This window comes from Bradyrhizobium sp. 956_D2_N1_4 (assembly GCF_052076025.1).
Taxonomy (GTDB): domain Bacteria; phylum Pseudomonadota; class Alphaproteobacteria; order Rhizobiales; family Xanthobacteraceae; genus Bradyrhizobium; species Bradyrhizobium barranii.
Map to the genome: position 1 here is coordinate 7,081,080 of NZ_CP197237.1, position 25,862 is coordinate 7,106,941.

Here is a 25,862-nt window from a genome sequence, read left to right on the forward strand (position 1 = left end):
GCTAAAGCGGACCTTACCGCGAACCTCGCAAAACGACGCGATTGCCCCAGAGCAGTCATCAGTCTCGCTGGCAACTCGAGGTTGTCCAGAGAGCACGGCGTGGATCCGTTGGATCAGCATTGTTGTCCCATGCGTGACTCGTAAGCGACAGCGGTCGGGATAATGGATTGCTGCCGCGATCGCCACAGATGCGGCGTCTTCGCACAACAATTCTGGTGCTCGTTGCCTTTCGTGATCGCGTGTGATCGGGCGCAACAAAATGGAACTGCGCAAGCCTTTGCGATTACTTGCCGGTCAGGCGCCGCGTCGGCACCCTCTGCGAGCACGGGTGCTTTCCGTTGTTCTGCCTTGCGTGATTATCATCGGCGCACCGCAAGCGGCCCGCGCTCAATGTACAACTGATCCTGTCAACGGCGGCATCCTTCAGAACGGCGGAACCTGCGTAGCCAATAATCCGGTGAGCACCGGTTTCAACATCGCGGTCAGCGCGTTGAACGGCGCAAACGTGACGACCAATGGCACGGTGACGGCCAATGGTGGTGGAACAGGAATCCAGGCCACCACCAACGCCACGGTCACCGCAAACGCAAATGTAACCGCCGCCAGCACTGGCCTGATTGCGAACACTGGCGGCACGATCATCATTAATGCGATCACCCTGGCGAATTCTGGCGGCGGCGGCGCGGCCATGATCGCCACCACCGGCACGATCATCGCGAATAGCACGACCGTGAATTGGAACGGCGGCGCCGCGGTCGGGGTGGGCGGGGTAGTGCAGGCCACGGCGGGAGGTCTGATTCAATTCACACTTGGCTCGTCGATCAATCTCAGCGGTGGCTTCGGCAAGTTGATGACCGCCGACGGTGCGACAAGCCAAATCATCGCCAATGGTCTTTCCGTGAACATGGGTGCTTCGGGCGGCATGACCGCGGCTACGGCGCAGAACGGGGGGAGTATCCAGCTTGCGAGCGGCAGCAGCATCACGTTCGCCGGAGGCGGCGGGAATACCGGCTTATCGGCAACAGGGACCAACAGTTCGATCACGGCGACCGATCTGAGCTTGTCGTTAGGTAATGGCGGTGGTGATGTCGGTGTGAACGCCGCGTCCGGGGGCCAGGTGACGTTGACGCGCGGCTCCGTTACCGTTCCGGGCATTGGCGGCGGGGAGATAGGACTTCGGGCGACGGGGGCGAACAGCCTGGTTACCGCAAACGATGTGGTCGTCAGCGTGACGGGAGGCGGTGGAAACGCTGGAGTGAATGCGACGACTGGCGGCACCGTTACGACGAGTGGTGGCTCGGTGTCCGTCGTCAACGGCGCGGGCGGGCTGCTGCAGAACGGCGGCAACGTAACCATGACCGGAACCGACGTGACCGCGTCAGGAAATGGCGGCTTCGGCTTTCTGTTCAACGGTAGCGGAAACACGTTGCAGTACAGCAACGCCACCATCGTGGCCAGCGCCGCCTCCTTCTCGGTGCAGGGCGGCGCGGCCAACATCAGTCTTAGTAATGCCGTCGCAGCAACAAATAACAACACCCTGCTCGAAACGGTGTCTGGAGCCAGCACGACGTTCAACGCACAGGCATCGACCTTGCGAGGGGTGATCACGACGGCGGCCGGCGGCATCAGCACAGTCACCCTTGCGCAGAATACCGTCTGGACGATGACGGGCAATTCGAACGCAACCAACCTGACCAACAACAGCAGTGAGATCATCTTCACCCCGCCGACCGCGGACCCCACACAACTGTCGAGCTACAAGACGCTGATTGCGAATAACTATGGGGGCGCAGGCGGCTTGATCACGCTCAATACTTTTCTCGGCAACGACACTTCGCCATCCGACAGGCTGGTCATTAACGGCGGCGCAGCGACGGGCTCGACAACGCTAAGAGTATTGAACACGACCGGTCCCGGCGATCAGACTGTTGCGAACGGCATCCTTTTGGTGCAGACCGTCAACAACGCCACCACGGCGCCCGGCGCTTTCTCGCTCGCCGGCGAGGTGCGCGGCGGCGCTTATGATTACTTCCTGTTTCGCGGCGGCATTAACGGCAATGCGCCCCAGGATTGGTTCCTGCGCTCGACTTTCGATTCGGGGCCGACACCCCCGGACCCGCCGATTATCCCGCCGCCGATCCTGCCGCCCGATCCGCCTCCGGACGGGCTGCCGCCCGGCTCCTACCCAATCATCGGGCCTGGACTTGCAACCTACGGGTCCGTTCAACCTATGGCCCGGCAAATCGGCCTCGCCACGCTTGGTACGCTCAACCAGCGAGTCGGCGACACAATGACATTGTTGAATGCGGGTACCGACCCTGATGGCTGGGGCCGGTCAGACTGGGCGCGCGTTTTCGGTCAGCAGATCAACGGCCACTACCAGGCCTTCGCCGACCCGCGCACCGATGGCTGGCTGGCGGGCTTCCAAGGCGGAATCGATCTCTGGCGCGGCAGCACCATCCCCGGTCACCGCGACTCTGCTGGACTTTACTTCGCCTATACCCAGGCGCGGGCCGACGTGACCGGGCTGGTCACAAACCCGGCGGCCACTGGCTACATTCTCACCCACACCGGGACCAACGACATCCGGGCTTACTCGGCCGGCGGCTACTGGACACACTACGGTCCGACCGGCTGGTACCTCGACGCGATCCTGCAGGGGACGCTCTATCGCGGCAACGCGACGACGCAATTCACGCAATTGCCGCTCACGGGCGCCGGCTTCGTTGCTTCGCTGGAGACGGGCTATCCAATCCCGATGCCGCTTGGCCCAGGCTTCGTGCTCGAGCCGCAGGCCCAGATCATCTGGCAACGGGTCTCGTTCGACGAAGCCAATGACGGTCTGGGCCCGGTCGGGCTGGGCACGACGTCGGGTCCGATCGGACGGCTCGGCCTGCGCGGGCAGTGGAATACCACGAGCAGCAACGGGATGCTCTGGCAGCCTTATGCAGGCGTCAATTACTGGCGCAGCTGGGGCGCGGGAGCGGACACCACTTTTGGCATCGATCAAGTGCTGCTGCTGCAGAAGATGCAGACGGTCGAAACCTTCGTCGGCTTCACCGGCAAGCTCGACAAGAGCTATAGCGTCTATGCTCAATTCGGTTATCAATTCGACGTCGGCAGCACGGTCAACGCGGGCCCGCAAGGCGCCAAAGGCACCGCGGGCATACGCTACAGCTGGTGAATAGGGTTCCATCAAGCTGCTTGCGATCTCTACGCGCAGCGAGGCCCGCATTCCGCGGCCTGCCGTATAAACTGCATGTCCGGATGCGGCCCTGTTTGAGACATGCCGACCGACCTTGAGAATGTCCGCGAACCGAGGAAGACCGGAAGTGGCCAGCGCACAAGGCAGGCCGCTTCCATGCGGCCGTCTTCGCTTGGTCACGAATGACCCGGATTGGCAGCCTACAACGCGCCGATCGCCTCGGCTAAAGCATGATCCGGAAAAGCGCGCAGCGGTTTTCCCTCGCGACAAACGCGGAGCGCGTTTGCGCGGAGATCATGCTCAAACAACAACCTAAAGCGCGATGACGATTCATCCCAATCTCATCGCGCTTTAGGCAAGATGACTGGCCAGCCGAAAGGTCTCTCAGCGAGCTCGGCAGGGCGGGCCGATGATCACTTCCTTACGGCAGCGACCCTCTAAGGTCCGCGACACCAAAATCTACCGTGGCTCCGCCACCGTTCTTAGAAGTCGTCTGGGTGCGGGCCTCGCTGTGCGCTGACACAGCGATGACCCGGTCGCCTTTCTTCTCCGCCAGTCCGACATTTCGAGCGAGGATCGCGCCAAGCAAAAGCATCGTGACCATCAGCCCGCTCACGGACGCAGTCACATAAACATTGGACCAATTGCGCATCACTACACCACCCATGCGCATCGCCCCGGCCCGATGCAACATGCGTCGTTGAGTCGTTAGGCGATTTGGTGGCGCGGTAGTGGCGTTCTGGAGTTCACCTCACTTGTTACGCGGTGGCGGCCACTCGTTGCAGGTTCGTGGCAAGCGGATTGCTTTGAGCAGCCTTTCCTGTGGACCGCCGCACTTCCATCACAGGAGGCAGCATGGACTCAGGCATACTCCGAAATTGCGCGGCTTGCTCTCCCGGCCGCGCGGATCTGGCCTGGAGCCCCGGCTGGTAAGGTCGGGGCTCTCTTTGGAGCGGCTCTCTGAGACCGTTCAGCTTGGCCTCGGGCGGCGGTCTTCGTGCTGCCAGTCGCCTAAGCCACTAACCCGATCTCTAGCTCCGTCAGAACTGCTGACGTTGCCATCCGCTTCCGGGATTTCAGCGCTGTTCGTCTGGATCAGAAATAGCTGTTTCTGCATCTCGACGAGGCGCGCGCGGCTATATTGCCACCGGATAAAGCCGCAGCCGCGCCGTGCTAATTGTTGCGCGCAGCTCAAATGACGACAATTCCGGGCTGCATCGTGCGCGTCGGACTGAAGCATCACTTGCGCTGATCTGTTTACGGCGACTTCCGCTTCTGGCCCGTCTCGGACCTCACGACGCCGAAGCAGAATGTCCGCCACTGAGGTGAGAGCTGAAGTCCGCTGATGGTCCCTGGTGAGTGAAATGGCTTATAAGGGCGCTTCCACGTGTTAACGTGATCATCACGAACGATCACTGCTTACAGTCCCCTGTCTACGTCCCCTGCTACTACCCCACCTAAAAAATCTATTGTGTGTTCAACGCATTACTTGAAGCGATAGATTCATCCACAACCACCCCTCGGACGATCCCTCGCCCTCGCGGGCGGACATCCAGATGACGAAAGCCATCATCGACATCGCAAAGCCGCTCGGCATCGCCGTGCACGACCACATCATCGTCGGCGAGAGCAGGCATGCCAGGCTGCGCGGGATGCGGTTGATCTAGAGCCTCAAATCAGATGACAAGGACACAATGAGCGACTGGCTGCACAATCTGCCGGTGCCTGCAATGGCGCTGGTGATCTTTGGATTCACGTACCTGCTCGCCGCGGCCATCTTCGCAGGCGTCGCGAGGGCTGCGACGGAGGAGCGCGCGAAGTCGCTGAAGGCGATCTCGCCGGGCATGCTGCCGGTACTCGGCATCATCTTCGGCCTGTTCGTCGCCTTTATCGCCGCGCAGGTCTGGGGCGACAGCGACCGTGCCAGCGCCGCGGTGAGCCGCGAGGCCAGTGCGCTACGCAGCGCCGTGCTGCTGGCCGCCGGCCTGCCGGCGGAGCAGGAGACGAAGCTGCGCGGCCTGGTGCGCGACTATGTCGGCCAGGCCGTCGCGGTGGAATGGCCGATGATGGCGCATCAGGAGGTGTCGCTGAAGGTCACGCCGCCGGCACTTGCCGAAGCCCTGCAGTTCGTCGTCGCGATGACGCCGCAAGGCCCGGGGCAGGCGAATGTGCAGCGCGAGCTCATCGCCGCGCTGGAGCAGGCGCTGGACGCGCGGCGGCAGCGGATCATCGTCAGCCTCGCCGCGGTGAACCCGGTCAAATGGTGGTGCCTGTATCTCCAAGCGGCCTGCGCCCTATTGGTGATCGGCCTTGTTCATTGCGACAACCGGCTGGGATCGGCGATCGCGATGGGCCTGTTCGCCACCGGCGTCGCCACCTCCGTGCTGCTCATCGCTGCGCACGACCGGCCGTTCGCCGGCCAGATCTCGATCCAACCGGAGCCGCTGCTCCAGATCATGCCGGCAGACCCCGGCAAGAGTTGAGCGGAGCGGCTTGCCCCGCGAGAGAGCATCTCACCGGACGAGCTGCCACCCCTTCGGCGTCCAGCGCAGCAGCGTGCCGGACAACGGCTTTGGTGCGCGCGCCATCATGTTCCTGGCCAGCGTCCGCAGCGCGTCGATCGCAGCACTGCCGTCTTCGCTTGCATAGAGTACGAGATCGGCCGACGGCGCCGCGACGATCAGGACACCGCCCTGGGCCTGCGCGAGCGGCGCCCAGCTATCGATCAGCGCGAGCCGGCTGGTCTGATAATAGTCCCCCGTCAGCGTGCCGAACTGTCCTGACGGGACCGCTTTTGCGACCGTCGTGAGCGGCTTCACGCTGCTGCGCAGATTGGCGATGGCGATGTCGAAGACCTGGTCCTGCGTCAAGCCGAGCGCGGCACGATCCTTGTCGTTGAACACCTTGACCGCCCGCGGCGAGTCCAGCACCGGGACGATCACCAGCCCCTCCGCCAGGGGCCGCGTCAGCGCCGGGCCGCGCGCATCGACCTCCCGAAGCGCCTGCCGCATGTAGTCAGCCGAGCGCACGACCACGCGAAGGGCTGCTCGGGTCGGCGGATCGTTCCGGCTGCTCACCGTTGCCTTGACGCCGCTGACATAGGCGCCGATCTCCCTGGCGCAGCCGCCCGTATTGGCCTTGCAGAAGGCGTAGATGCGGTCGAGGTTGGTTTGCAGAGGGCCGACCGACAGCGTCAGGGGTCCCTTGATCACGACCGGGGTGTCACGAATCTCGGCGCGGATACGCTCGGCCACGAAAGCCGTAAACGCGGGTTCGTCGGCTGGAATCTGCTGCGCCCGGGCAGCCTCGGCTCCGACGAGATCGCCGGCCACGATCGCGGCGATCAGCCACCGGCATATGCGAGATCGGATGCTCATGCGAACCACCAGCTCGGGAGAGCGGCTCGCCGGCCGATACTCACCCCTCCGCGTCCAATCTACTGCCGGGCGCCGTCAATCCTGTGGGCGCCGGCGGTTGATCGATCAATAGCAATAGCGTTGGCTGACCCGGACGTAATAGCCGTCGGGACGCTGCACATAACAGCCGCGCTGATAGGCGTAGTAACCGGAGCGGCGGCGCTCGCCCTCGGAAGCGATCGCAGCGCCCGTGCCGGCACCGACGACGGCGCCGATTGCAGCGCCGCGGCCTCCGCCGAGCGCACCACCGAGGATCGCCCCGCCGACACCGCCGATGATCGCACCGCCGATGGCATCCTGGGCTGCAGCCTCATGCGCCGGCATCGCCATCGCGACCGTCAGACATGCCGCGATTCCAAAACTTCCAATGCGAAGACCTCGAAGCATGCTCGCCCTCCCTGTGATGAGCCAGTCATAGCGCCGGAAGTGGATTCGGACCAGACAAATAGCCGGCGGCGCGGCTCACGACGCCTACGCGATGGCGTCGGAGGCACAGCGCGAAGACGGCTCGAACCATGCCGCGAGCGATGCACAGGCCGGCCGATCGGACGTCAGGGATCGATCCAGCGCTGCACGGCCTCGGCGGTGTCGGCCGGCGTGGAGTTGAAGCAGATCGCGGCGTCAGGCGCCAGTTGATGGACGAGGTTGAGCACCTTCTCGAACAGCAGCAGGCGCTCTTTCGGCTCGCGCAGCCCCGCGCCGATCACGATGCAGTCGAAGCGCTCGTCGCGCAGTGCGGCCGTGACGCCGGCTTCGGCGGTCGCGTCGAGATCGATCAGGCAGCTCGTGACCTCGTAGCCGAGATCACGCAGGCGCAGCAATTGCGCTTCGATATGATGGCGCACGAGCTCCGGCGTGAGTTGCGGAAATGCGCTGTAATCCGCATTGCCGGGTTCGATGCCGATCGCGAGGACGCGCTTGGCCATGCAGGGCTCCCTACCGCATCGTCTAAAATGCTAACGGACGAACGACCATGCCGGTTCCCCCGCTGGCGGGTCGCGCTGCCGGCGAAGGCGCGGGTCCCGTCCTGCGGCGCATTTTCGCGCCCAGGCTGTAAGCCATTTCACATGCGCCGGGCCGGCAACCTGCCACATTTGCCGGTGATCACGTTGGAGTCACACCAGATCACGGCACCTGGTCCATATCTGACTTGCACGAAATTTCGATAATTCATCAATTTTCGGGAGCGGAAGATGGTCTCATTCGAGAGTCTGAAAAGCGAGTACGAGCGGAATTGGGCCGATCTCGAGATCCGGCCTTCCCGCCTCGGCGACGCGAATGGCGTCGCGCGCAAGGCGATCAACGGCAAGGCGACCTATCAGCAGATCGAGCGGTTGACCGGAGTCCCCTGGTATTTTGCCGCGCTCTGCCACTACCGCGAATCCGACTTCGATTTCGACACCTATCTCGGCAACGGCGAAACGCTTCACCGCGTGACGACCATCGTTCCGAAGGGGCGCGGCCCCTTTACCACGTTCGTGGACGGCGCCGTGGACGCGTTCAGAATCGAGAACTTCATCGGCGCCCACGACTGGGGCATCGCGCGGATGCTGTTCCGGCTCGAGGCGTTCAATGGCTTCGGCTATCACTCGAAGGGCTGCAATTCACCTTACCTCTATGGCGGTTCGACACTGTACGGCCCGCCCGAGGCGAGGGCCGGCAAATTCGTCCGCGACCATGTGTTCGACTCGAACCACGTCGATTCCCAGCTCGGCACGGCGGTGATCCTGCATGCGATGATGTCGCTCGATTCCTCGATCACCCTCGACGGCAGCCCGCAATTCGCCGGCCGCACCGAGCCCGAGGACGATGCCGCGTCGACGATTGTTCTGATGCAGCAGGCGCTCAACAAGCTCGGCGCCAATCCGCCGCTCGTCGAGGACGGCATCAGTGGACCGAAGACCGGGGCCGCGGTCTCGCAATTTCAGCAGCAGAACGGCCTGAGGGATACCGGGCTTCTCGACGGGGCCACGGTCGCGGCGCTCACGCGTGCAACGCAGGCGGGAGGCTCCGTGCCGAGCGGCGATCTGTCCAAGATCCTGAAGCGGCTGGAGGACCTCGCACACTTGCTGCGACCGTCAGCCGGCGGCGTAACACCGGGAACGACGACACCGGGCAACACGCTGCCCGCCACCAACGATCCGATCAACCTGTTCGAACGGCTCTTCTCCCTCATCAACAAGACGGCGCCCGTGCCAGGACCGGTCAGCCCGACCAATCCAGCCCCCGTCGATCAGTTGAAGCAGGTCGTCGACCTGCTCAGCACCCTGCTCAACAAGGACGGCAAGCCGGTGCTCGGCCAGGTCAACGGCGCGCTCGGCGAGACCATCGGCAAGCTGCTCGACGGCAAGAAGACGGCACTCGGCATCGGCGGCTCGGTGCTCACTGCGCTGCTCTCTTCGGTGACCGCGAGCCCGAATGCAGGCGGTATTGCCGGACTGCTCGGAACGATCGTATCGGCGGTGCCGGGCCTCGGCCAGTTCGCGATGCCGATCTCGCTGGCGCTCACGGCCTGGGGCGTGCTCGGCAAGTTCGAGAAGTGGGCGCAAGGCACCGCGCCGCCGCCGAAGCCGACGACGTAAAGCCGTTTGCGTCTTCAGCCGTCGGCATCGGCAATGGCTGCCGCTCGCCGCTCCATCAACACGCGCTCGCGCGCATTGTTCGTGAGACGCGCTGCGGTCTCGAACGATCGTCGCGCCTCGGCGAAGCGGCCGAGCTTCTCCAGGAGGTCGCCGCGGACAGAATGGAGATGGTGGTAGGCCCCGAGCGCCGGTTCGTCCGCGATCATGTCCACGAGATCGAGACCGGCCTGCGGCCCTTCGGCCATGCCAAGCGCGACAGCCCGGTTGAGCTCGATCACCGGCGAGCGCACCAGCGCCGCAAGCTGGCCATAGAGCTCCGCGATGCGGCGCCAGTCGGTGGCAACGGCCGTCTCCGCCGTCGCGTGACACGCGACGATCGCGGCCTGCAGCGTGTAGAACCGGCCGGCACCACCAAGCTCGCGCGCGCGATCGAGCGCGCGAAGGCCGCCGCCAATCTGGCGCCGGTCCCACAGCCTGCGGTCCTGGTCCATGAGCAGGATGGGCTCGCCATCGATGCCGGTCCGCGCCTGCTTCCGCGCGGCATTCAGCTCCATCAGTGCCATGAGACCGTGGACCTCGGGCTCGAGTGGCGCGAGCCCGACCAGCACCCGCCCCATGCGCAGGGCCTCGTCGCAGAGCTGCGGCCGCAGCCACTCCTCGCCGCCTGAGGCCGAATAGCCCTCGTTGAAGATGAGATAGACGACCTCGAGCACCGAGGCGAGACGCTCCGAAAGCGCCTCGCCGCTTGGGATCTCGTAGCTCAGGCCCGACCGCGACAGCGTGCGCTTGGCGCGGACGATGCGCTGCGCGACGGTTGCCTCCGCGACCAGGAAGGCGCGCGCGATCTCGTCGGTGGTCAGGCCGCAGATCATGCGCAATGCCAGCGCCGCGCGGGCCTGCCGGGGCAGCAGAGGGTGACAGGCCGTGAAGATCAGCCGCAACCATTCGTCACCGATATCGTCGTCGAGGGCGACGTCGAAATCCGGCATCGCGTCCTGCTCCTGCATCAGCTCGTGCGTCAGCAGGTCCTGCTTGCGGGTGAGCATTTTTGCCCGGCGCAGATGATCGAGCCCGCGGCGCTTGGCCGTCGCAACCAGCCAGGCGCCGGGATTGTCCGGCACCCCGCTGTGCGGCCACGCTTCCAGCGCTGCGACCAGAGCGTCCTGGGTCAATTCCTCCGCCAGCGGCACGTCGCGCAGCATGCGCGACAGCGTGGCGATCAGCCGCGGCTGCGCGACGCGCCAGGCTGCGTGAATCGCGGCGCGGATCTCGCGATCGATGTCGGCGGTCGTCATCGCCGCCGACCAGAGCCCGTTCCGTTCCGATAGAATCGGAACGGGGCTCTAGATTCTTGTTTTGACGCGTTTTCTTTGCGCGAACCGGTATCCACTTCGCTCGAAAACGCTCCAGGACGAGCGGTGGTGTCCATCAGGCGTGGGCAGCCACGCTGGACTGCGCGTCGACCTGGCAGGCGATCTCCACGCCCGGCGTGGCAAATGCCCGTAATTCGCAGGTACCCTCCCAGCCCGGCATGTGATCGAGGTGCAGCTGCATGAATTCCTTCGCCATGGCCACGGCTTCCGCCTTGTCGCGCAGCTCGAAAATGGCATAGCCGCCGATCACTTCCTTGGCCTCGACGAAGGGGCCGTCGATGACGCTGAGTTCGCCGTCGACGATTCGCACCCGTGCGCCGGTCGCAAGCGGCATCAGGCCGCCATTGTCGATCATTCGACCGGCCTTGATCTCCCGCTCGGATATGTTCTGCATGGCCTCCATCAGCGCCGGGCTCGGGGCAGCCATCGGCTGGCTGGAGGTGACGATGTACATGAAACGCATGAAAAACTCCCTTGGCGAGCAGCAACCGCTCCGGCTGCAAACCGGCTCGCTATGGATGTGACGATTGAGCCTTGGCTAAATCGACATCGACCGGAAGATTTATTGCCGCAGCATGATCAGGGGATCGGCGGTATCGGGGACGCGCCGCCATTGCGCGTTGTCATCGGCCTCGAACTGCCAGGCCTCGCCTGATTTCGACATCAGGACGATCTGGCCGCGCTCGAGCCGCCATTGCGCCGGATTGAACTGAGCAATCGCCGGATCGCATTTCGGCTTGACGAAGACCTGGAAATTGTCCGGGCCGGCTTCCGTGTTGGTCAGCGTCAGCCCGCACACCGGCTGGCCGTTGCCGCGCACCATCGACCAGTCGCCGATCATCTGGTCCATCGACTTGGCCATCGAGCGGGCTGCGGCGAGGTCCTGGAGGATGTAGACGCCCTCGCCCTGCCGCAGGCCTTCGAAGATGCCGGCCTCGACCTCGGTGAAGTCGATCACGGCTTCACCGGTCGCGTCCTGCAAACGAACGATGTCGAGGCCCCTGACGCTCCAGGCGACGATGTCCTTCGTAAAGGGCAGCGTGGTCTTGCAGGCCGGCTCCAGCTCCAGCTTGAACCCCTGCGCCGCGGCATCGCCTTTCATCGTGACGACGCAGGTCTTGCTGCGCTCGGTGGTCGAGAGCTCCCACTGCCCGGGCATCGTCTTCTTCAGGGTCGTCGCATCCTGCGCATGCGCGATGCCGATCGCGGCCACAAAGGCCGCGACGGCGAATGCAACGACCCGAAGACCTCTCATCAGCGCCCCTTGAACGGCGTTTCCGCAACCGGCGTCAACGGCGCCTTGCCGGCGAACCAGGACCTGAGGTTGTCGACCACGAGCTGATCCATCGCGTTGCGCGTCACCACCGACGCCGAGCCGATATGCGGCAGCAGCACGACGTTCTGCATGGTCTTGAGCTCGTCCGGCACGCTCGGCTCGGCCGCGAACACGTCGAGGCCGGCGGCGAGGATGGTGCCTGATTTCAGCGCCTGGACTAGCGCCGCCTCGTCGACCACCGAGCCGCGCGCCACGTTGACCAGCACGCCGCGCGGACCGAGCGCCTTCAGCACCTCGGCATTGATCATCTTGTTGGTCGAGGCGCCGCCGGGCACGATCACCATCAGCGTGTCCACCGTCTTCGCCATCTCGATCAGATCGGGATAGTGCTTGTAGGAGACGTCCTTCGACGGATTGCGGGAGTGGTAGACCACCGGCACCAGCGAGGCGTCGAGGCGGCGCGCAATGGCCTGGCCGATCCTGCCCATGCCCACGATGCCGACCTTGCGGTCGCGCAGCGAGCCGACGCTGAGCGGATAGTTCTGCGTCTGCCAGAGACCGGAGCGGACGTAGCGGTCGGCCTTGATGAACTCACGCACGGTGGAGATCAGAAGACCCATCGCGACGTCGGCGACCTCCTCGGTCAGCACGTCGGGCGTGTTGGTGACGATGATGTTGTGCTCGGCTGCGTATTTGGCGTCGACGTGGTCGTAGCCGACGCCGAAGCTCGCCACCATCTCGATCTTGGGCAATTGCGACAGCGAGTCCCTGTCGGCACGCACCGTGTGATAGGTCACCGCCACGCCGCGGATTTTTTCGCGGATCGCCGGTGTCAGCCGCTCGAGATCGCCCCGTGTCTCCGCCTTGTGCACGACGAAATGATCGGAAAAACCGTTGTCGAGAATTGGCCGCACCGGCCCATAGATCAGAAGGTCGATCTTTTCGGACGAAATCGAACCGGTAGTCATCAGTTTTCCTTTCCAAGCGCGCTCTCGTGCCAGCGCCGTAAAACGAGGTGGGAAACTAGCGCCAGCACCCCATAGATGACAATCCCGGCCAGCGACAACAGCAGCAGCGCTGCGAACATGCGGGGTATGTTCAATCGATAGCCGGATTCGGCGATCCTGTAGGCGAGCCCGGAGCCCGCGCCGGCGGTGCCGGCCGCGATTTCGGCCACAACCGCGCCGATCAGCGACAGGCCGCCGGCAATGCGCAGGCCCCCGAGGATATAGGGCAGCGCCGCTGGCAGCTTCAGGAAGCGCAGGGTTTGCGGCGGCGAGGCGCCATAGAGCTGGAACAGGCCGGCAAGGTTGCGATCGACCGAATTCAGCCCGAGCGTGGTGTTGGACAGCACCGGGAAAAAGGCAACGATGAAGGCGCAGACGACGACCGCGGTCTGCTGCTCCAGATAGATCAGGAGCAGCGGTGCAATCGCGATGACAGGAGTCACCTGGAGGACGATTGCATAGGGGAATAGCGAATATTCCACCCATTTCGACTGGTTGAACAGCAGCGCCAGCGCGATGCCGCCGATGCTGGCGGCGACAAAACCTTCGAGCGTGGTCAGCAGCGTGGTCGCGAGCGATTGTGACAGCACCGCCCAGTCCTTGATCAACGTCAGGAAGATGACGGAGGGTGCTGGCAGAACGTAAGGCGGGATGTCCTTGATGCGGACGACCAGTTCCCAGGCCGCGAGTCCGGCTGCGAACACGATGACGGGAAGCACGAAGCGCATCGCGCGTTGCGCGCCGGATGGTTTTGCGGTGACGGTAGCTTGCGCGTTCATAGCATCGATTGCCCCGAATAGGACGGCGCCAGCGCGGCCGACACTTTCCGGCAATAATTGGAATAGGCGGCCGAGGTCCGAAACTCCTCACCGCGCGGCTCGACCGTCTCGATGCGGATATCGGCCTGGATGCGGCCGGGCCGCGCGGTCATGACGACGACCCGCTGCGACAGATAGACGGATTCGAACACCGAATGGGTGACGAAGATGACGGTCTTGCCCAGGGCTCGCCACAGCGCAAGCAGGTCGTTGTTGAGGCGAAAGCGCGTGATCTCGTCGAGCGCGGCGAACGGCTCATCCATCAGGAGGATATCAGGGTCGGTGACGAGCGCACGCGCCAGCGACACCCGCATCTTCATGCCGCCGGAGAGCTCGCGCGGGAAAGCATCGGCGAAATCGGCAAGACCCACGCTGGCCAACGCCTCATCGGCCCGCGCGCGCGCCTCCGCCTTCGGAACGCCTGCGAGCCTCAAGGGCAGCCGCACATTCTCGCGCACGCTGGTCCAGGGCATCAGCGTCGGCTCCTGGAACACGAAGCCGATGCCATGCCCCGGCAGCACATCGCCCTCGTGGCGCGCCACCCGCACGATGCCGGACGATGGCGCGCTGAGCTCTGCGATCAGGCGCAGCGCAGTGGACTTGCCGCAACCGGACGGGCCCAGCAGCGAGATGAACTCGCCCTTGCGAACGGCAAGGTCGAGCGGGCCGAGCGCCATGACGCCATTGTCATACGCCTTCGTCACGCCGCGCAGGCTGACGGCGAGAGCCGTCAGGCCGGCCTCGACCCCGGACGAGCTTTTGACGGATGACATGGACCTTGCGCTACGGCTTGCTCGGGCGCAGCTCGACGCCGACGCCCTTGTTGACGAAGCGCAGCGTATAGGACTTGCGGAAGTCGAGATCCGCCTTCACGACGCCGGCCTTCACCATCTTGTTGAAGAAGGAGGTGTAGCGCTCGTCGCTCATCGCGCCGATGCCGTTCTTCAAGGACTCGCCGGAATCGACGATGCCGTATTCCTTCATCTTGGCGACGGAATAGGCGAGCAGCTCGTCAGTCATCTCCGGGTTGAGCTTCTTGATCATCGCATTGCCCGCGGAATTGTCGCGGTAGATGTAATTGTACCAGCCGACCATGGAGGCATCGACGAAGCGCTGCACCAGGTCCGGCTTCTTCTCGACCATGTCGCGGCGGGTCTCGATCAGGGTCGAATACGTGTTGAAGCCGTAATCGGCAAGCAGCAGCACATTCGGCTTGAAGCCGGCGGCCTTCTCGACCGCGAAGGGCTCGGAGGTGACGTAGCCCTGCATCGCGCTCTTGGGGTTGGCGATGAAGGGCTGCGGATTGAAATTGTAGGGACGGACGTTCTTCTCGCTGAAGCCGTATTCGGACTTCAGCCACTGGAAGTAGCTGGTCATGCCCTCCTTGGAGACGAACAAGGTCAGCGGCTTGAGATCCTCGATCTTGGCGACCTTGGCGTCCGGCTGCGTCAGCATCACCTGCGGATCCTTCTGGAAGACCGCTGCGATGGTGACGACGGGGACGTTATTCGCCACCGCGTCGAACGACATCAGCGTGTTCGCGGCCATGAAGAAATCGATCTTGCCGGCGATCAGCAGCATCCGGTTGTTCTCGTTCGGTCCGCCGGGAACGATGGTGACGTCGAGCCCATATTTCTTGTAGGTGCCGTCGGCGACCGCCTGGAAGAAACCGCCATGCTCGGCCTCGGCGACCCAATTGGTGCCGAAGGTGACCTTGTCCAGCGTCTCGGCACGCACCGGCGCGAGAGAGACGAAAGCGGCCATCAAGCCCGCCGTTAACGCTCGCCGCAGATGAGAGGGGGTCATGATGGCACTCCGTCGATCGTGGCTGGCCGATGTGAAGGCAACGCGATAGAACCGCATGAAGTTCGAGGACGCGAGCCGGCTAGGCCCGCGTCCCCTGATAACCCCAAAATACGCGACAAATTCGGGCAAAGAAACCACGATGACGCCGTCTCGCGACTGGATCGACATCAACTGGGCCGATGGGAGCCTTGCCGACGTGTCGCGCTGGATCGCGGTGCTGCCGCTGGCGGCGACCGAGCAGCACGGCCCGCATCTGCCGCTCGAGACCGACGTGCTGATCGCGGACGCGTATCTCGCGCGCGTGCGCGAGCTGTTGCCCGCAAATGTTCCGGCGACGTTCCTGCCCGTTGAACCGGTCGGGATTTCCACCGAGCATATCGACTTTCCGGGCACGCAGACGCTGCCGACCGAGGTGGCGCTGAAGCGATGGACCGCAATCGGCGAGGACATCGCGCGGCGCGGCGTGAAGAAGCTCGTCATCATCACCAGCCATGGCGGCAACAGCGCGGCAATGATGCTGGTCGCGCAGGATCTTCGCGCGCATCACAAGCTCTTTGTGGTGACGACGTCGTGGTCGCGGCTGTCGGGCGCGGAGAAACTGTTCCCGGCGGATGAAGTGCGCCACGGCATTCACGGCGGCGCCGTCGAGACGTCGATCATGCTGGCGCGCTATCCCGATCAGGTGCGCAAGGATGCGATCGCGGATTTTCCCGCGAGCAGCATCGCCATGGACAAGCAGTATCGCTGGCTGTCGACGCAGCGGCCCGCGCCGTTCGCCTGGCAGGCGCAGGATCTCCACACGAGCGGGGCGATCGGCAATGCGACGCTGGCCGTCCCCGAGAAGGGTGAGCAGCTCGTCGATCAGGGGGCGCGCGCCTTTTGCGAGCTGCTGGCCGAGGTCGATAACTTCGACGTGAACAGGCTCGCCAAAGGGCCTCTCGGCTAGCTCGCATCCGACTGGAATCATTCAGGAAACATCCTGGCTGCACACCCGCTTTTGCGGGATTCGAACCGGACGCGGCAAGCCTCCGTCCAACTGGGCACGCGGGCCACAACGGACCGCCTCAACCCGGATGGAGTTTCACATGTCGATCAAGACCAGGATTGCTGCCGTCGCGCTCGCTGCCCTCGCCGTCACCGGCAGCATCGTGTCCACCACCTCCTCGGCCGAAGCCAAGCAGCCCGGCTGGGTCTGGGGTGTGGGTGCCGGCATCGCCACCGCCGCCGTCGTCGGCTCCGCGATCGCCGCCAGCAACGACCCCTATTACAACGGCTATCACCGCTGCGGCTGGGTCGCCCAGTACAACGCCTTCGGCCAGTACGTCGGCCGCGTTCGTACTTGCTACTGATTTGAGTACCTGAGGCCGATCTCACGTGGATCCCGCGTTCGACACGGGCGCCTCATCCACCCCGTGTCGTGCCCCCGACCCGCCCGGCTGTCCCCCCGGGCGGGTCATTCATTTTGGACCTGAGAATTTGTTGCAGCTCCGTCACACAAGAGTGCGAACCATCCGCTGCGGCAATCCGCGTCAGTTGCTATTGCGAATTAATCGCAATAAGGTTCGCAACAGGCACAGGGGCTTGGGAAGAAATCGCGTCGAATCGGGATGGTCTGGTCCGATCGCGTGAACAACCAAGACTTCGTGACAGGGTCGCCGCGAATCTGCAGGGATATCGCGGCGAATGGGACACATTCGCGTTTGGGGGCGTGCGTTTTGAAGTTGAGAGGTCACCGACACCGGTATTTGCGAACGGCCGCGGCGATTGCCTCGGGCGTGCTGGCTTTTCCCGCCGCCGTACACGCGGCCGATCTGCCGCTGAAGGCGCCGGCGCTGAAAGCGGTCTATGACTGGACCGGCCTCTATATCGGCGCGCATGCCGGCTACAGCCGTGGCTCGTCCAGCTTCGCGCTGAACGACGGCACCGCGATCAACGGCAACGGCGTCTTCAGCGGCATGATCGGCGGCGTGCAGGCCGGCTACAACTACCGGCTCAACTCCGGCTGGCTCGTCGGCGTCGAAGGCGATTTTTCGTTTCCCAATTACATCACCTCCAACTCGATCGTTTCCTTCCTCGCGACACCTGCCAACACGGTCATCCAGCAGTGGGACTACACCGCCAGCCTGCGCGGCCGCGTCGGCTACACCAGCGGTCCATGGCTCGTCTATGCCACCGGCGGCTTTGCGTGGATGGGCGAGCGCTATTTCGACACGCCGGCCGCGGGCGACGTCCCGAAAATCCTGAACACGCGGCCCGGCTGGATCGCGGGTGCCGGCATCGAATACGGCTTCGCGCCGCATTGGAGCGCACGGCTCGAATATCTCTATAGCCGCTTCGACGGCGCCAACGTCGCCTTCTCCACGGGGGCCCAATACACCTCCTCGTCGCTCGACTTCCAGTCGGTCAGGCTCGGGCTCAACCGCAAGGTCGATTGGCCGGGCATGCCGAGCTACGACCCGAAGAGCTCTTTGATCGACACGGAATCGGATCGCTGGGAGATTCACGGCCAGAGCACCTACCTGCCGCAAGGCTATCCATCGTTCCCCGCTCTCTACAGCGGAACAAACTCGCTCTCGCCTTCAACCCAGGCCAAGGCGACCTGGAGCAACAGCCTGTTCCTGAACGCGCGGCTGTGGGACGGCGGCGAGGTCTATTACAATCCCGAACTGCTCCAGGGATTTGGACTGAACGACACGGTGGGCGCGGCAGGCTTTCCCAACGGCGAAGCGCAGAAGTCGAACTTCCCCTATCCGCATTACAACACCTCGCGGCTGTTCGTGCGCCAGACGTTCGGCTTTGGCGGCGAGCAGGAAGAGCTCGCGAGCGGCCAATTGCAGCTTGCGCAGAAGGTCGACATTTCCCGGCTCACAGTGCAGGCCGGCAAGTTCGCGGTGATCGACGTGTTCGACGGCAATGCCTTTGCCAAGGACACCCGCAAGGATTTCATGAACTGGTCGCTGTGGGCGCCGGGCGCCTTCGACTATTCCGCCGACAAGGTCGGTCTCACCTATGGCGTCACCGCCGAGCTCAACCAGAAGCAATGGGCGCTGCGCGGCGGCTATTTCCTGATGGTCGCGGAGTCCAATTCGAATCATTTCGACACCAGGGTCGGGGAACGCGGTCAGTACGCGATCGAGCTGGAGACGCGGTTCTCGCTGCTCGGCCAACCTGGCAAGCTCAGGACCATGGGCTGGGTCGACAGCGCCAACATGGGCAGCTTCCGCGAGACGCTGGACAATCCTGCGCTCAATCTCGACATCGCGCAGACCCGCCGCGGCCGCCTCAAGGTCGGCTACGTCGTCAACCTCGAGCAGGCGATCACAGAGGATATCGGGCTGTTCGGCCGCTGGAGCTGGAACGACGGCAAGACCGAAACACTCGCCTTCACCGACATCAACAGCAGCCTAGCCGGCGGACTGTCGATCAAGGGCACGAAATGGGGCCGGCCTGACGACGTCGTCGGCATCGGCGGCGCGGTCAATGCCATCTCGCAGGATTATCGCGACTTCCTGGCCGCCGGCGGCCTCGGTGTTCTCATCGGCGACGGCGCTCTCAACTACCGCAAGGAGCGCATCCTTGAGGCCTACTATGCCTATTCGGTGAACAAGAACGTCACGCTGACCGCGGACTATCAATTGATCACAAACCCGGCCTATAACGCCGACCGCGGGCCGGTCTCGATCTTCTCGGGCCGCCTGCACGCAGAGTTCTAGCCCAAAATTCCAGCCCAAGGGCGGGCCTATGAAGCCGAGAGATATCCGCACGGCCGCGATCGGCCGGGCGCTACTCCCCAATGTCTGGGACGTCGCGGCGCTGATCCTCGTGATCGGCGCCATGGTCCTGATCGTCTATGGCGGCGAGCAGACCACGGTGCCGCTGTCCGAGCTCGAGCGCGCACCGGTCACGCTCGATCCGGCAAACCTTCCGCTTTACGCCTTGCGTACCGTCTTACGGATGCTTCTAGCCATCGTCTGTTCGACGGTCTTCACCTTCATCTACGCGGCGATCGCAGCCAAGAGCCGGCGAGCCGAATTGGTGATGATCCCGCTGCTGGATATTTTGCAATCCGTCCCGATCCTGGGCTTCCTCACCTTCACTGTCGTCTTCTTCATGAATTTGTTTCCGGGGCAGGTGCTCGGCGCCGAGCTCGCCTCGGTGTTCGCGATCTTCACCAGCCAGGCCTGGAACATGACGTTCAGCCTGTACCAGTCGATCCGCAACGTTCCGAAGGATCTGGAAGAGGCCACGCAAAGCTTCCATTTGTCCGGCTGGCAGCGCTTCTGGCGCCTCGACGTCCCCTTCGCGATGCCCGGCCTGATCTGGAACGCGATGATGTCGATGTCGGGCGGCTGGTTCTTCGTGGTGGCCTCGGAGGCGATCACGGTCGGCAACACCACGGTGACGCTGCCGGGCATCGGCTCCTATGTCGCGATGGCCATTCAGCAGCAGGATTTGCCGGCGATCCTCTACGCCATGCTGGCGATGCTGTTCGTGATCATCGCCTATGATCAGCTGCTGTTCCGCCCCATCGTCGCCTGGGCCGACAAATTCCGCTTCGAACAGACCGCCTCGGGCGAGGCGCCGGCCTCCTGGATGCTCGACCTGTTCCGCCGGACCCGCGCGCTGCGTGCGCTGACCCTTCCTTTCGCGGCGCTGAACCGCGCGATCTCGAACTTGCGCATTCCGCTGCCGAAGCTGCCGCCCGCGGCACCAGGTAAAGACCAGACGTCACGCCTCGTCGATACGGTCTGGATCGCATTGATCCTCGCCGGCACGGCCTATGCCGCCTGGCTGACCTATCGCTATCTCTCGGCCAGTCTCGGAATGTCCGACGTTCTCGTCGTCATCAGGGACGGGCTCATCACGTTGTTGCGCGTCGCCATCCTGATCAGCCTCGCCACGCTGATCTGGGTGCCGGTTGGCGTGTGGATCGGGCTTCGCCCGAAGCTCGCCGAACGAATCCAGCCGCTGGCCCAGTTTCTGGCGGCCTTCCCGGCCAATCTCGCCTTCCCCGTCTTTGTCGTCGCCATTGTCAGCTTCAAGCTCAATCCAGACATCTGGCTGAGCCCGCTGATGATCCTGGGCACGCAGTGGTACATCCTGTTCAACGTGATCGCGGGCGCGAGCGCCTTTCCGACCGATCTGCGCGAAGCCGCCGGCAGCTTCCATCTCCGGGGATGGCGATGGTGGTTCAAGGTGATACTGCCCGGCGTCTTTCCTTATTACATCACCGGCGCGATCACCGCGTCCGGCGGCTCCTGGAATGCGTCGATCGTCGCGGAGGTCGCAAGCTGGGGCGACACGCATCTGAAGGCCACCGGGCTCGGTGCCTATATTGCTTCCGCTACGGAAGCCGGTGACTTCCCGCGCGTCGTGCTCGGAATTGCCACGATGTGCATTCTGGTGACGTTGTTCAATCGTCTGGTCTGGCGGCCGCTCTATGCCTTCGGCGAGCGTCGCCTGCGGCTCGGCTGACGAGGAGACCATCATGCTCGATCAACCCTCTGCGCTCATCGACATCCGCGGTGTCTGCCGATCCTTCCCGAAAGGCAGCGGCGAACAGCTCCTGGTGCTGGACAAGGTCGACCTGACGATCCGTTCGGGCGAGATCGTCGGCCTGCTCGGCCGCTCCGGCTCCGGCAAGTCCACCTTGCTGCGGATCATCGCCGGTCTGGTCAGCCCGTCTGCGGGACAGGCGACCTGTCGCGGCGAGACCATCGTCGGGCCGCCGAACGGCGTCGCCATGGTGTTCCAGTCATTCGCGTTGTTTCCCTGGCTGACCGTGCTCCAGAACGTCGAGCTCGGGCTCGAAGCGCTGGGCGTCGATGCCATCGAGCGCCACAAGCGCGCCCTGGCTGCGATCGACCTGATCGGCCTTGACGGGTTTGAGTCCGCCTTCCCGAAGGAACTGTCGGGTGGCATGCGCCAGCGCGTCGGCTTCGCCCGCGCGCTGGTGGTGCATCCCGACCTCCTACTGATGGACGAGCCGTTCTCGGCACTCGACGTCCTCACGGCCGAGACGCTGCGCACGGACCTGATCGACCTCTGGATCGAGGGCCGGTTGCCGATCAAATCGATCCTGATGGTGACGCACAATATCGAGGAGGCGGTCCTGATGTGCGATCGCATCCTGGTGTTCTCATCCAATCCAGGGCGTGTCGCCGCCGAGATCAAGGTCGACATGCCGCATCCGCGCAACCGGCTCGACCCCCATTTCCGGCAGCTCGTCGACAACATCTACGCGCGCATGACCCAGCGCGCCGAACCGAAGGCGCCCCCCGTCGAAGGCATCCTGGGCTCCGGTGTCGGCATGACCCTGCACCACGTATCATCCAACGTGCTGTCGGGCCTGATCGAGACGCTGGCGGGGCCGCCCTATCATGGACACGCCGACCTGCCCGTGCTCGCAAGCCAGCTCCAGCTCGAGGCCGACGAGATCCTCCACCTCGGTGAGTCCCTGCAACTGCTGCGCTTCGCCCAGCTGAGCGAAGGCGACCTGATGCTCACCGACACGGGCAAGCGTTTTGCCCATCTCGAAACCGACGCACGCAAGAAGCTGTTCGCCGAACATCTCGTCACTTACGTGCCGGTGATGGGATTGATTCGCCGCGTGCTCGACGAACGTCCCTCCCATACCGCCCCCGCGGCACGGTTCCGCAACGAGCTCGAGGACTACATGTCCGAGGACTATGCGGACGAGACGCTCAGGACCGTGGTGTCCTGGGGACGTTATGGCGAGCTGTTCGCATATGACGAGCAGTCGGAGACGTTCAGCCTCGAAAACCCGGGCGAGAGCGCTTGATCCCGCCTGCGGCAATTTGGCTGGAACCGGACAAATTGTGCATCGAGTTCATATATAAGGGGCTTGGTCCGGCGTTCGCCGGGTCAGGTATCCCTTTTCCTTGCGCGCAATGTTGTCCGTCGAACTCATCATCGTCGTCGTCCTGATCGTCATTAACGGCCTGTTGTCCATGTCCGAGCTGGCCGTGGTCTCGTCCCGCCCGGCCCGGCTGTCGCTGCTCGCGGCCAAGGGTGTGCGCGGCGCCGAGCGGGCGCTGACGCTGGCGGCCGATCCCGGAAAGTTCCTCTCGACGGTGCAGATCGGCATCACGCTGGTCGGCGTGCTCTCGGGCGCGTTCTCCGGTGCGACGCTCGGACAGCGGCTGACGCAATGGCTGGTCGAGCTCGGCCTGTCCTCGGGGATCGCCGACATCGTCGGCGTCGGCATCGTCGTCACGCTGATCACCTACGCCACCCTGATCGTCGGCGAGCTGGTGCCGAAGCAGGTGGCGCTGCGCGACCCCGAGAGCATCGCGGTCAAGGTCGCGCCCGCGATGCACGTTCTGGCGCGGATCTCGCTGCCGCTCGTCTTCCTGCTCGATCTCTCCGGCAAGCTGATCCTCACGCTGCTCGGCCGCGGCGGCAAGGCCGAGGAGAAGGTCTCGGAGGACGAGATCCATCACCTCGTCAGCGAAGCCGAGAACGCGGGCGTGCTGGAGTCGGGTGAAAAGGAGATGATCGCGGGCGTCATGCGGCTCGGCGACCGGCCGGTCGGCGCGATCATGACGCCGCGCACGGAGGTCAACGAGATCGATCTGAACGATGCGCCGGAGGCCATTCAAGCGACCATCGCGAAGAGCCCGCATTCGCGCTTTCCTGTCTCGGACGGCGATCGCGACAAGCCGATCGGCGTGCTCCAGGCCAAGGACCTGCTGGTTGCCTACATGAACGAGCGCACGCCGGATCTGCGAGCGCTGGTGCGCGAGGCGCCCGGCATTCCGGCATCAGCCGACGCCCGCGACGTGCTGGCGATCCTGAAAGCCGCTCCGGTTCATGTCGGCCTGGTCTACGACGAATACGGCGCCTTCGAGGGTATCGTGACGACGGCTGACATTCTGGAATCGATCGTCGGCGCCTTCCATTCCGAGGAGGGACCGCCGGAGCCGGCCTATGTCAGGCGCGATGACGGCTCGCTGCTGGTCTCCGGCTGGATGCCGGTCGACGAGTTCGGCGAGTTGCTCGGCGTCGAGCTGCCGCCGCACCGCTACAACACGGTGGCGGGCCTGGTGCTGCAACAGTTCAACGTGCTGCCCAATGTCGGCGATGCCTTCGACTTCGCCGGCTGGCATATCGAGGTGGTCGATCTCGACGGACGCAGGATCGACAAGATTCTGGCGGGCCGGTTGAGTGAGGTCGAGACGGGGTGATCGCGCACCCAACCCTCCACCCGTCGTCCCGGACAAGCGCGCCCTAAGCGCGCGCCGATCCAACGCAGACCGCTCACCCGAACCGCACCCCGATCCGCTTCTCCTTGCGCCAGACGACCGTGCAGGCGAGATGCGTTCCGTCGGCCTGGATGACCAGGGTAAAGCGCTCGGGGATACCGACCGGACTGGTGACATCGAGCGCGGCACCCGTGTCGGAGAAATTGCGGACGGTGCAGTCGATCGCGCCGCCGCCGAACTCGATGGTTCCGGCTTTCAGCACGCGGTGCCTGGCTTTGTCGCGTCGCTCGTCCATGGGGCCAATCTACACCCCAAGCTGACACAGACGTTAAAACACAACCACAATCCCCGATGAATTTTTACCGCCGCGGGATGCGGCGGATCATGCGGTGGCCCCTACGGCGCCGGCTGGAACGTCTCCGCCCGCGCCATCTGCCAGGCTTCACGGAAGCGCGGATCTTCGGTGCCTTCGAGCAGCTCGCCCGGACGCAGCGACGGATAGAGCTGCGCAAAGGATCGCACCTGGGTGGTCGATGTCCGCTGGCTGAAGTGGATCGGGCGCAGCTGCTGCGGATGTTCGAGACCGGCCGCTGCGATCAGCTCGGTGAGCGAGTGCAGCGTGGCGTGGTGATAATTATGCACGCGGTCGATCTTGAGCGGCACGTAGAGCGCACGCGCACGCGTCGGGTCCTGGGTCGCAACCCCGGTCGGGCAGCGGTCGGTGTGGCAGCTCAGCGACTGGATGCAGCCGAGCGAGAACATGAAGCCGCGCGCCGAGTTGCAATAGTCGGCGCCGATCGCCATCGCCCGCGCCATGTCGAAGGCGGTCGCGATCTTGCCGGATGCGCCGATCCTGATCCGGTCGCGCGCATTGATGCCGACCAGTGCGTTGTGGACGAAATTGACGCCCTCGCGCATCGGCATGCCCAGATGGTCCATGAACTCCAGCGGCGCGGCGCCGGTGCCGCCTTCGTTGCCGTCGACGACGATGAAATCCGGATAGATGCCGGTCTCCAGCATCGCCTTGCAGATCGCCAGGAATTCCCAGGGATGACCGATGCACAGCTTGAAGCCGGCCGGCTTGCCGCCGGACAAGCGCCGCATCTCGGCGATGAACTGCATCATGCCTGTTGGCGTGGAGAAGGCGCGGTGCGAGGCCGGCGAGATGCAGTCCTCGCCCATCGTGACGCCGCGGATTTTTGAGATCTCCTCCGAGACTTTCGCCGCGGGCAGCACGCCGCCATGGCCGGGCTTGGCGCCCTGGCTGATCTTGAGCTCGACCATCTTGATCTGGTCCTGGCTCGCGACGCGCGCGAACGCCTCCGGATCGAACGTGCCGTCGAGATGACGGCAACCGAAATAGCCGGAGCCGATCTCCCATATGATGTCGCCGCCCATCTCGCGATGGTAGGGGCTGAAGCCGCCCTCGCCGGTGTCATGTGCGAAGCCGCCCTTCCTGGCACCGGCATTAAGCGCGCGCACGGCGTTCGGGCTGAGCGCGCCGAAGCTCATCGCCGAGATGTTGAACACCGATGCCGAATATGGCTTTGCGCAATCGGGGCCGCCGATGGTGACGCGAAACTTCTCCTCGGCATGCGTCTTCGGCGAGACCGAGTGATGCATCCACTCGTAGCCCTCGCGGTAGACGTCCTCCTGGGTGCCGAACGGACGCTTGTCGAGCTCCATCTTGGCGCGCTGATAGACCAGCGAGCGGGTATCGCGCGAGAACGGCATGCCGTCCTTCTCGCTCTCGAAGAAGTACTGCCGCATCTCGGGGCGTATCTCTTCGAGCAGAAAACGGATATGCGCCGAGATCGGATAGTTGCGCAGCACCGCGTGACTCTTCTGCATGAGATCGCGGACGCCGAGCAGCGTGAGAGCGCCGAAGATCGCGATCGGGATCAGCAGGATGTCGAAGATCTTGCCGTCGGCGAGGCCGATGCCGATCAGCAGCGCGGTGACGACCGCGCAGATGGTCAGCACGATGAAACGCGGCGAGAACGGCAGCAGCAGGGTTTCCATCAGCCCTTCGGGCGAAGCTTGCGTCTTGTTATCGTTGGCCACGACCACATCCCTCTCGTCAGTCTGACAGGGCATGATACGCCCGCGCCACGTCCATGGTTATGACGCGGACCCCGCCTTGAGGCTACCGAA

General features: G+C 64.1%; 22 protein-coding genes and 1 pseudogene. 10 read left to right on the forward strand and 13 right to left on the reverse strand.

All coding sequences use genetic code 11. The annotated features are described in order from the left end of the window. Positions 1–259 precede the first annotated feature (259 nt). Positions 260–3,184, forward strand: coding sequence for an autotransporter family protein (locus tag AB7535_RS33480; RefSeq protein ID WP_439037472.1), 2,925 nt, complete (start codon positions 260–262; stop codon positions 3,182–3,184). Between the two features lie 442 nt (positions 3,185–3,626). Here the strand turns inward: AB7535_RS33480 and AB7535_RS33485 are convergent, their stop codons facing one another. After that, entirely contained in the window at positions 3,627–3,872 is a 246-nt protein-coding gene (locus AB7535_RS33485) for a hypothetical protein (protein ID WP_439037473.1), read from the reverse strand. An 838-nt stretch (positions 3,873–4,710) separates the two neighbouring features. Here AB7535_RS33485 and AB7535_RS33490 point away from each other — a divergent pair. Together AB7535_RS33490 and AB7535_RS33495 are read left to right on the forward strand one after the other, a co-directional pair. Beyond that, a pseudogene (locus AB7535_RS33490) lies at positions 4,711–4,872 on the forward strand (JAB domain-containing protein); the annotation flags it as partial. 27 nt (positions 4,873–4,899) lie between these two features. After that, positions 4,900–5,688 carry a hypothetical protein gene (locus AB7535_RS33495; protein ID WP_354114214.1) on the forward strand — a complete coding sequence of 263 codons (789 nt, stop codon included), beginning with the start codon at positions 4,900–4,902 and terminating at the stop codon, positions 5,686–5,688. Between the two features lie 30 nt (positions 5,689–5,718). Here the strand turns inward: AB7535_RS33495 and AB7535_RS33500 are convergent, their stop codons facing one another. From AB7535_RS33500 to AB7535_RS33510, 3 genes are all read right to left on the reverse strand, one after another. Further along, on the reverse strand, positions 5,719–6,582 hold the full coding sequence (locus tag AB7535_RS33500; RefSeq protein WP_354114213.1) for a hypothetical protein: 864 nt from the start codon (positions 6,580–6,582) through the stop codon (positions 5,719–5,721). A 105-nt stretch (positions 6,583–6,687) separates the two neighbouring features. After that, entirely contained in the window at positions 6,688–7,008 is a 321-nt protein-coding gene (locus tag AB7535_RS33505; RefSeq protein WP_063980706.1) for a hypothetical protein, read from the reverse strand. A 164-nt stretch (positions 7,009–7,172) separates the two neighbouring features. Further along, positions 7,173–7,547, reverse strand: a complete 375-nt coding sequence (locus AB7535_RS33510; protein WP_071908405.1) for a hypothetical protein — start codon at positions 7,545–7,547, stop codon at positions 7,173–7,175. A 267-nt stretch (positions 7,548–7,814) separates the two neighbouring features. Here AB7535_RS33510 and AB7535_RS33515 point away from each other — a divergent pair, with 267 nt between their 5' ends. Beyond that, entirely contained in the window at positions 7,815–9,203 is a 1,389-nt protein-coding gene (locus AB7535_RS33515; protein ID WP_354114212.1) for a peptidoglycan-binding protein, read from the forward strand. A gap of 14 nt (positions 9,204–9,217) precedes the next feature. Here AB7535_RS33515 and AB7535_RS33520 read toward each other — a convergent pair whose 3' ends face one another. The 7 genes from AB7535_RS33520 to AB7535_RS33550 form a co-directional block, all read right to left on the reverse strand. Next, positions 9,218–10,498, reverse strand: coding sequence for an RNA polymerase sigma factor (locus AB7535_RS33520; protein ID WP_439037474.1), 1,281 nt, complete (start codon positions 10,496–10,498; stop codon positions 9,218–9,220). Positions 10,499–10,631: 133 nt separating this feature from the next. After that, a complete protein-coding gene (locus AB7535_RS33525) occupies positions 10,632–11,039 on the reverse strand; it encodes a YciI family protein (RefSeq protein WP_354114210.1) in 408 nt (135 codons plus the stop codon). Positions 11,040–11,138: 99 nt separating this feature from the next. Beyond that, positions 11,139–11,831, reverse strand: coding sequence for an AprI/Inh family metalloprotease inhibitor (locus AB7535_RS33530; RefSeq protein WP_354114209.1), 693 nt, complete (start codon positions 11,829–11,831; stop codon positions 11,139–11,141). Next, positions 11,831–12,820: a 2-hydroxyacid dehydrogenase gene (locus AB7535_RS33535; RefSeq protein ID WP_354114208.1), complete on the reverse strand. Its 990-nt coding sequence runs from the start codon at positions 12,818–12,820 to the stop codon at positions 11,831–11,833. Before AB7535_RS33535 ends, AB7535_RS33530 begins: the two co-directional genes overlap by 1 nt. Further along, complete coding sequence (locus tag AB7535_RS33540; RefSeq protein ID WP_085402677.1) at positions 12,820–13,638, reverse strand: ABC transporter permease; 819 nt, start codon at positions 13,636–13,638, stop codon at positions 12,820–12,822. The genes AB7535_RS33535 and AB7535_RS33540 overlap by 1 nt, the downstream gene beginning before the upstream one ends. Continuing rightward, positions 13,635–14,450: an ABC transporter ATP-binding protein gene (locus AB7535_RS33545; protein ID WP_063980698.1), complete on the reverse strand. Its 816-nt coding sequence runs from the start codon at positions 14,448–14,450 to the stop codon at positions 13,635–13,637. The genes AB7535_RS33540 and AB7535_RS33545 overlap by 4 nt, the downstream gene beginning before the upstream one ends. Positions 14,451–14,460: 10 nt before the next feature. Beyond that, a complete protein-coding gene (locus tag AB7535_RS33550; protein ID WP_354114207.1) occupies positions 14,461–15,483 on the reverse strand; it encodes an ABC transporter substrate-binding protein in 1,023 nt (340 codons plus the stop codon). A 139-nt stretch (positions 15,484–15,622) separates the two neighbouring features. On the opposite strand from AB7535_RS33550, the gene AB7535_RS33555 reads away from it, so the two are divergent. The 6 genes from AB7535_RS33555 (at position 15,623) to AB7535_RS33580 (ending at position 23,690) form a co-directional block, all read left to right on the forward strand. After that, positions 15,623–16,429, forward strand: coding sequence for a creatininase family protein (locus tag AB7535_RS33555; protein WP_354114206.1), 807 nt, complete (start codon positions 15,623–15,625; stop codon positions 16,427–16,429). A gap of 139 nt (positions 16,430–16,568) precedes the next feature. Next, on the forward strand, positions 16,569–16,832 hold the full coding sequence (locus AB7535_RS33560; protein ID WP_208089142.1) for a hypothetical protein: 264 nt from the start codon (positions 16,569–16,571) through the stop codon (positions 16,830–16,832). Between the two features lie 396 nt (positions 16,833–17,228). Then, a complete protein-coding gene (locus AB7535_RS33565; RefSeq protein ID WP_354114205.1) occupies positions 17,229–19,196 on the forward strand; it encodes a carbohydrate porin in 1,968 nt (655 codons plus the stop codon). Between the two features lie 28 nt (positions 19,197–19,224). Further along, complete coding sequence (locus AB7535_RS33570; protein ID WP_354114204.1) at positions 19,225–20,958, forward strand: ABC transporter permease; 1,734 nt, start codon at positions 19,225–19,227, stop codon at positions 20,956–20,958. Between the two features lie 13 nt (positions 20,959–20,971). Beyond that, entirely contained in the window at positions 20,972–22,285 is a 1,314-nt protein-coding gene (locus AB7535_RS33575; protein ID WP_354114203.1) for an ABC transporter ATP-binding protein, read from the forward strand. 109 nt (positions 22,286–22,394) lie between these two features. After that, complete coding sequence (locus tag AB7535_RS33580) at positions 22,395–23,690, forward strand: hemolysin family protein (RefSeq protein WP_166353460.1); 1,296 nt, start codon at positions 22,395–22,397, stop codon at positions 23,688–23,690. A gap of 73 nt (positions 23,691–23,763) precedes the next feature. Here AB7535_RS33580 and AB7535_RS33585 read toward each other — a convergent pair whose 3' ends face one another. Together AB7535_RS33585 and AB7535_RS33590 are read right to left on the reverse strand one after the other, a co-directional pair. Then, a complete protein-coding gene (locus AB7535_RS33585) occupies positions 23,764–24,003 on the reverse strand; it encodes a PilZ domain-containing protein (protein ID WP_028159962.1) in 240 nt (79 codons plus the stop codon). 101 nt (positions 24,004–24,104) lie between these two features. Continuing rightward, positions 24,105–25,730: an FMN-binding glutamate synthase family protein gene (locus AB7535_RS33590; RefSeq protein WP_166105402.1), complete on the reverse strand. Its 1,626-nt coding sequence runs from the start codon at positions 25,728–25,730 to the stop codon at positions 24,105–24,107. Between the last annotated feature and the right edge of the window lie 132 nt (positions 25,731–25,862).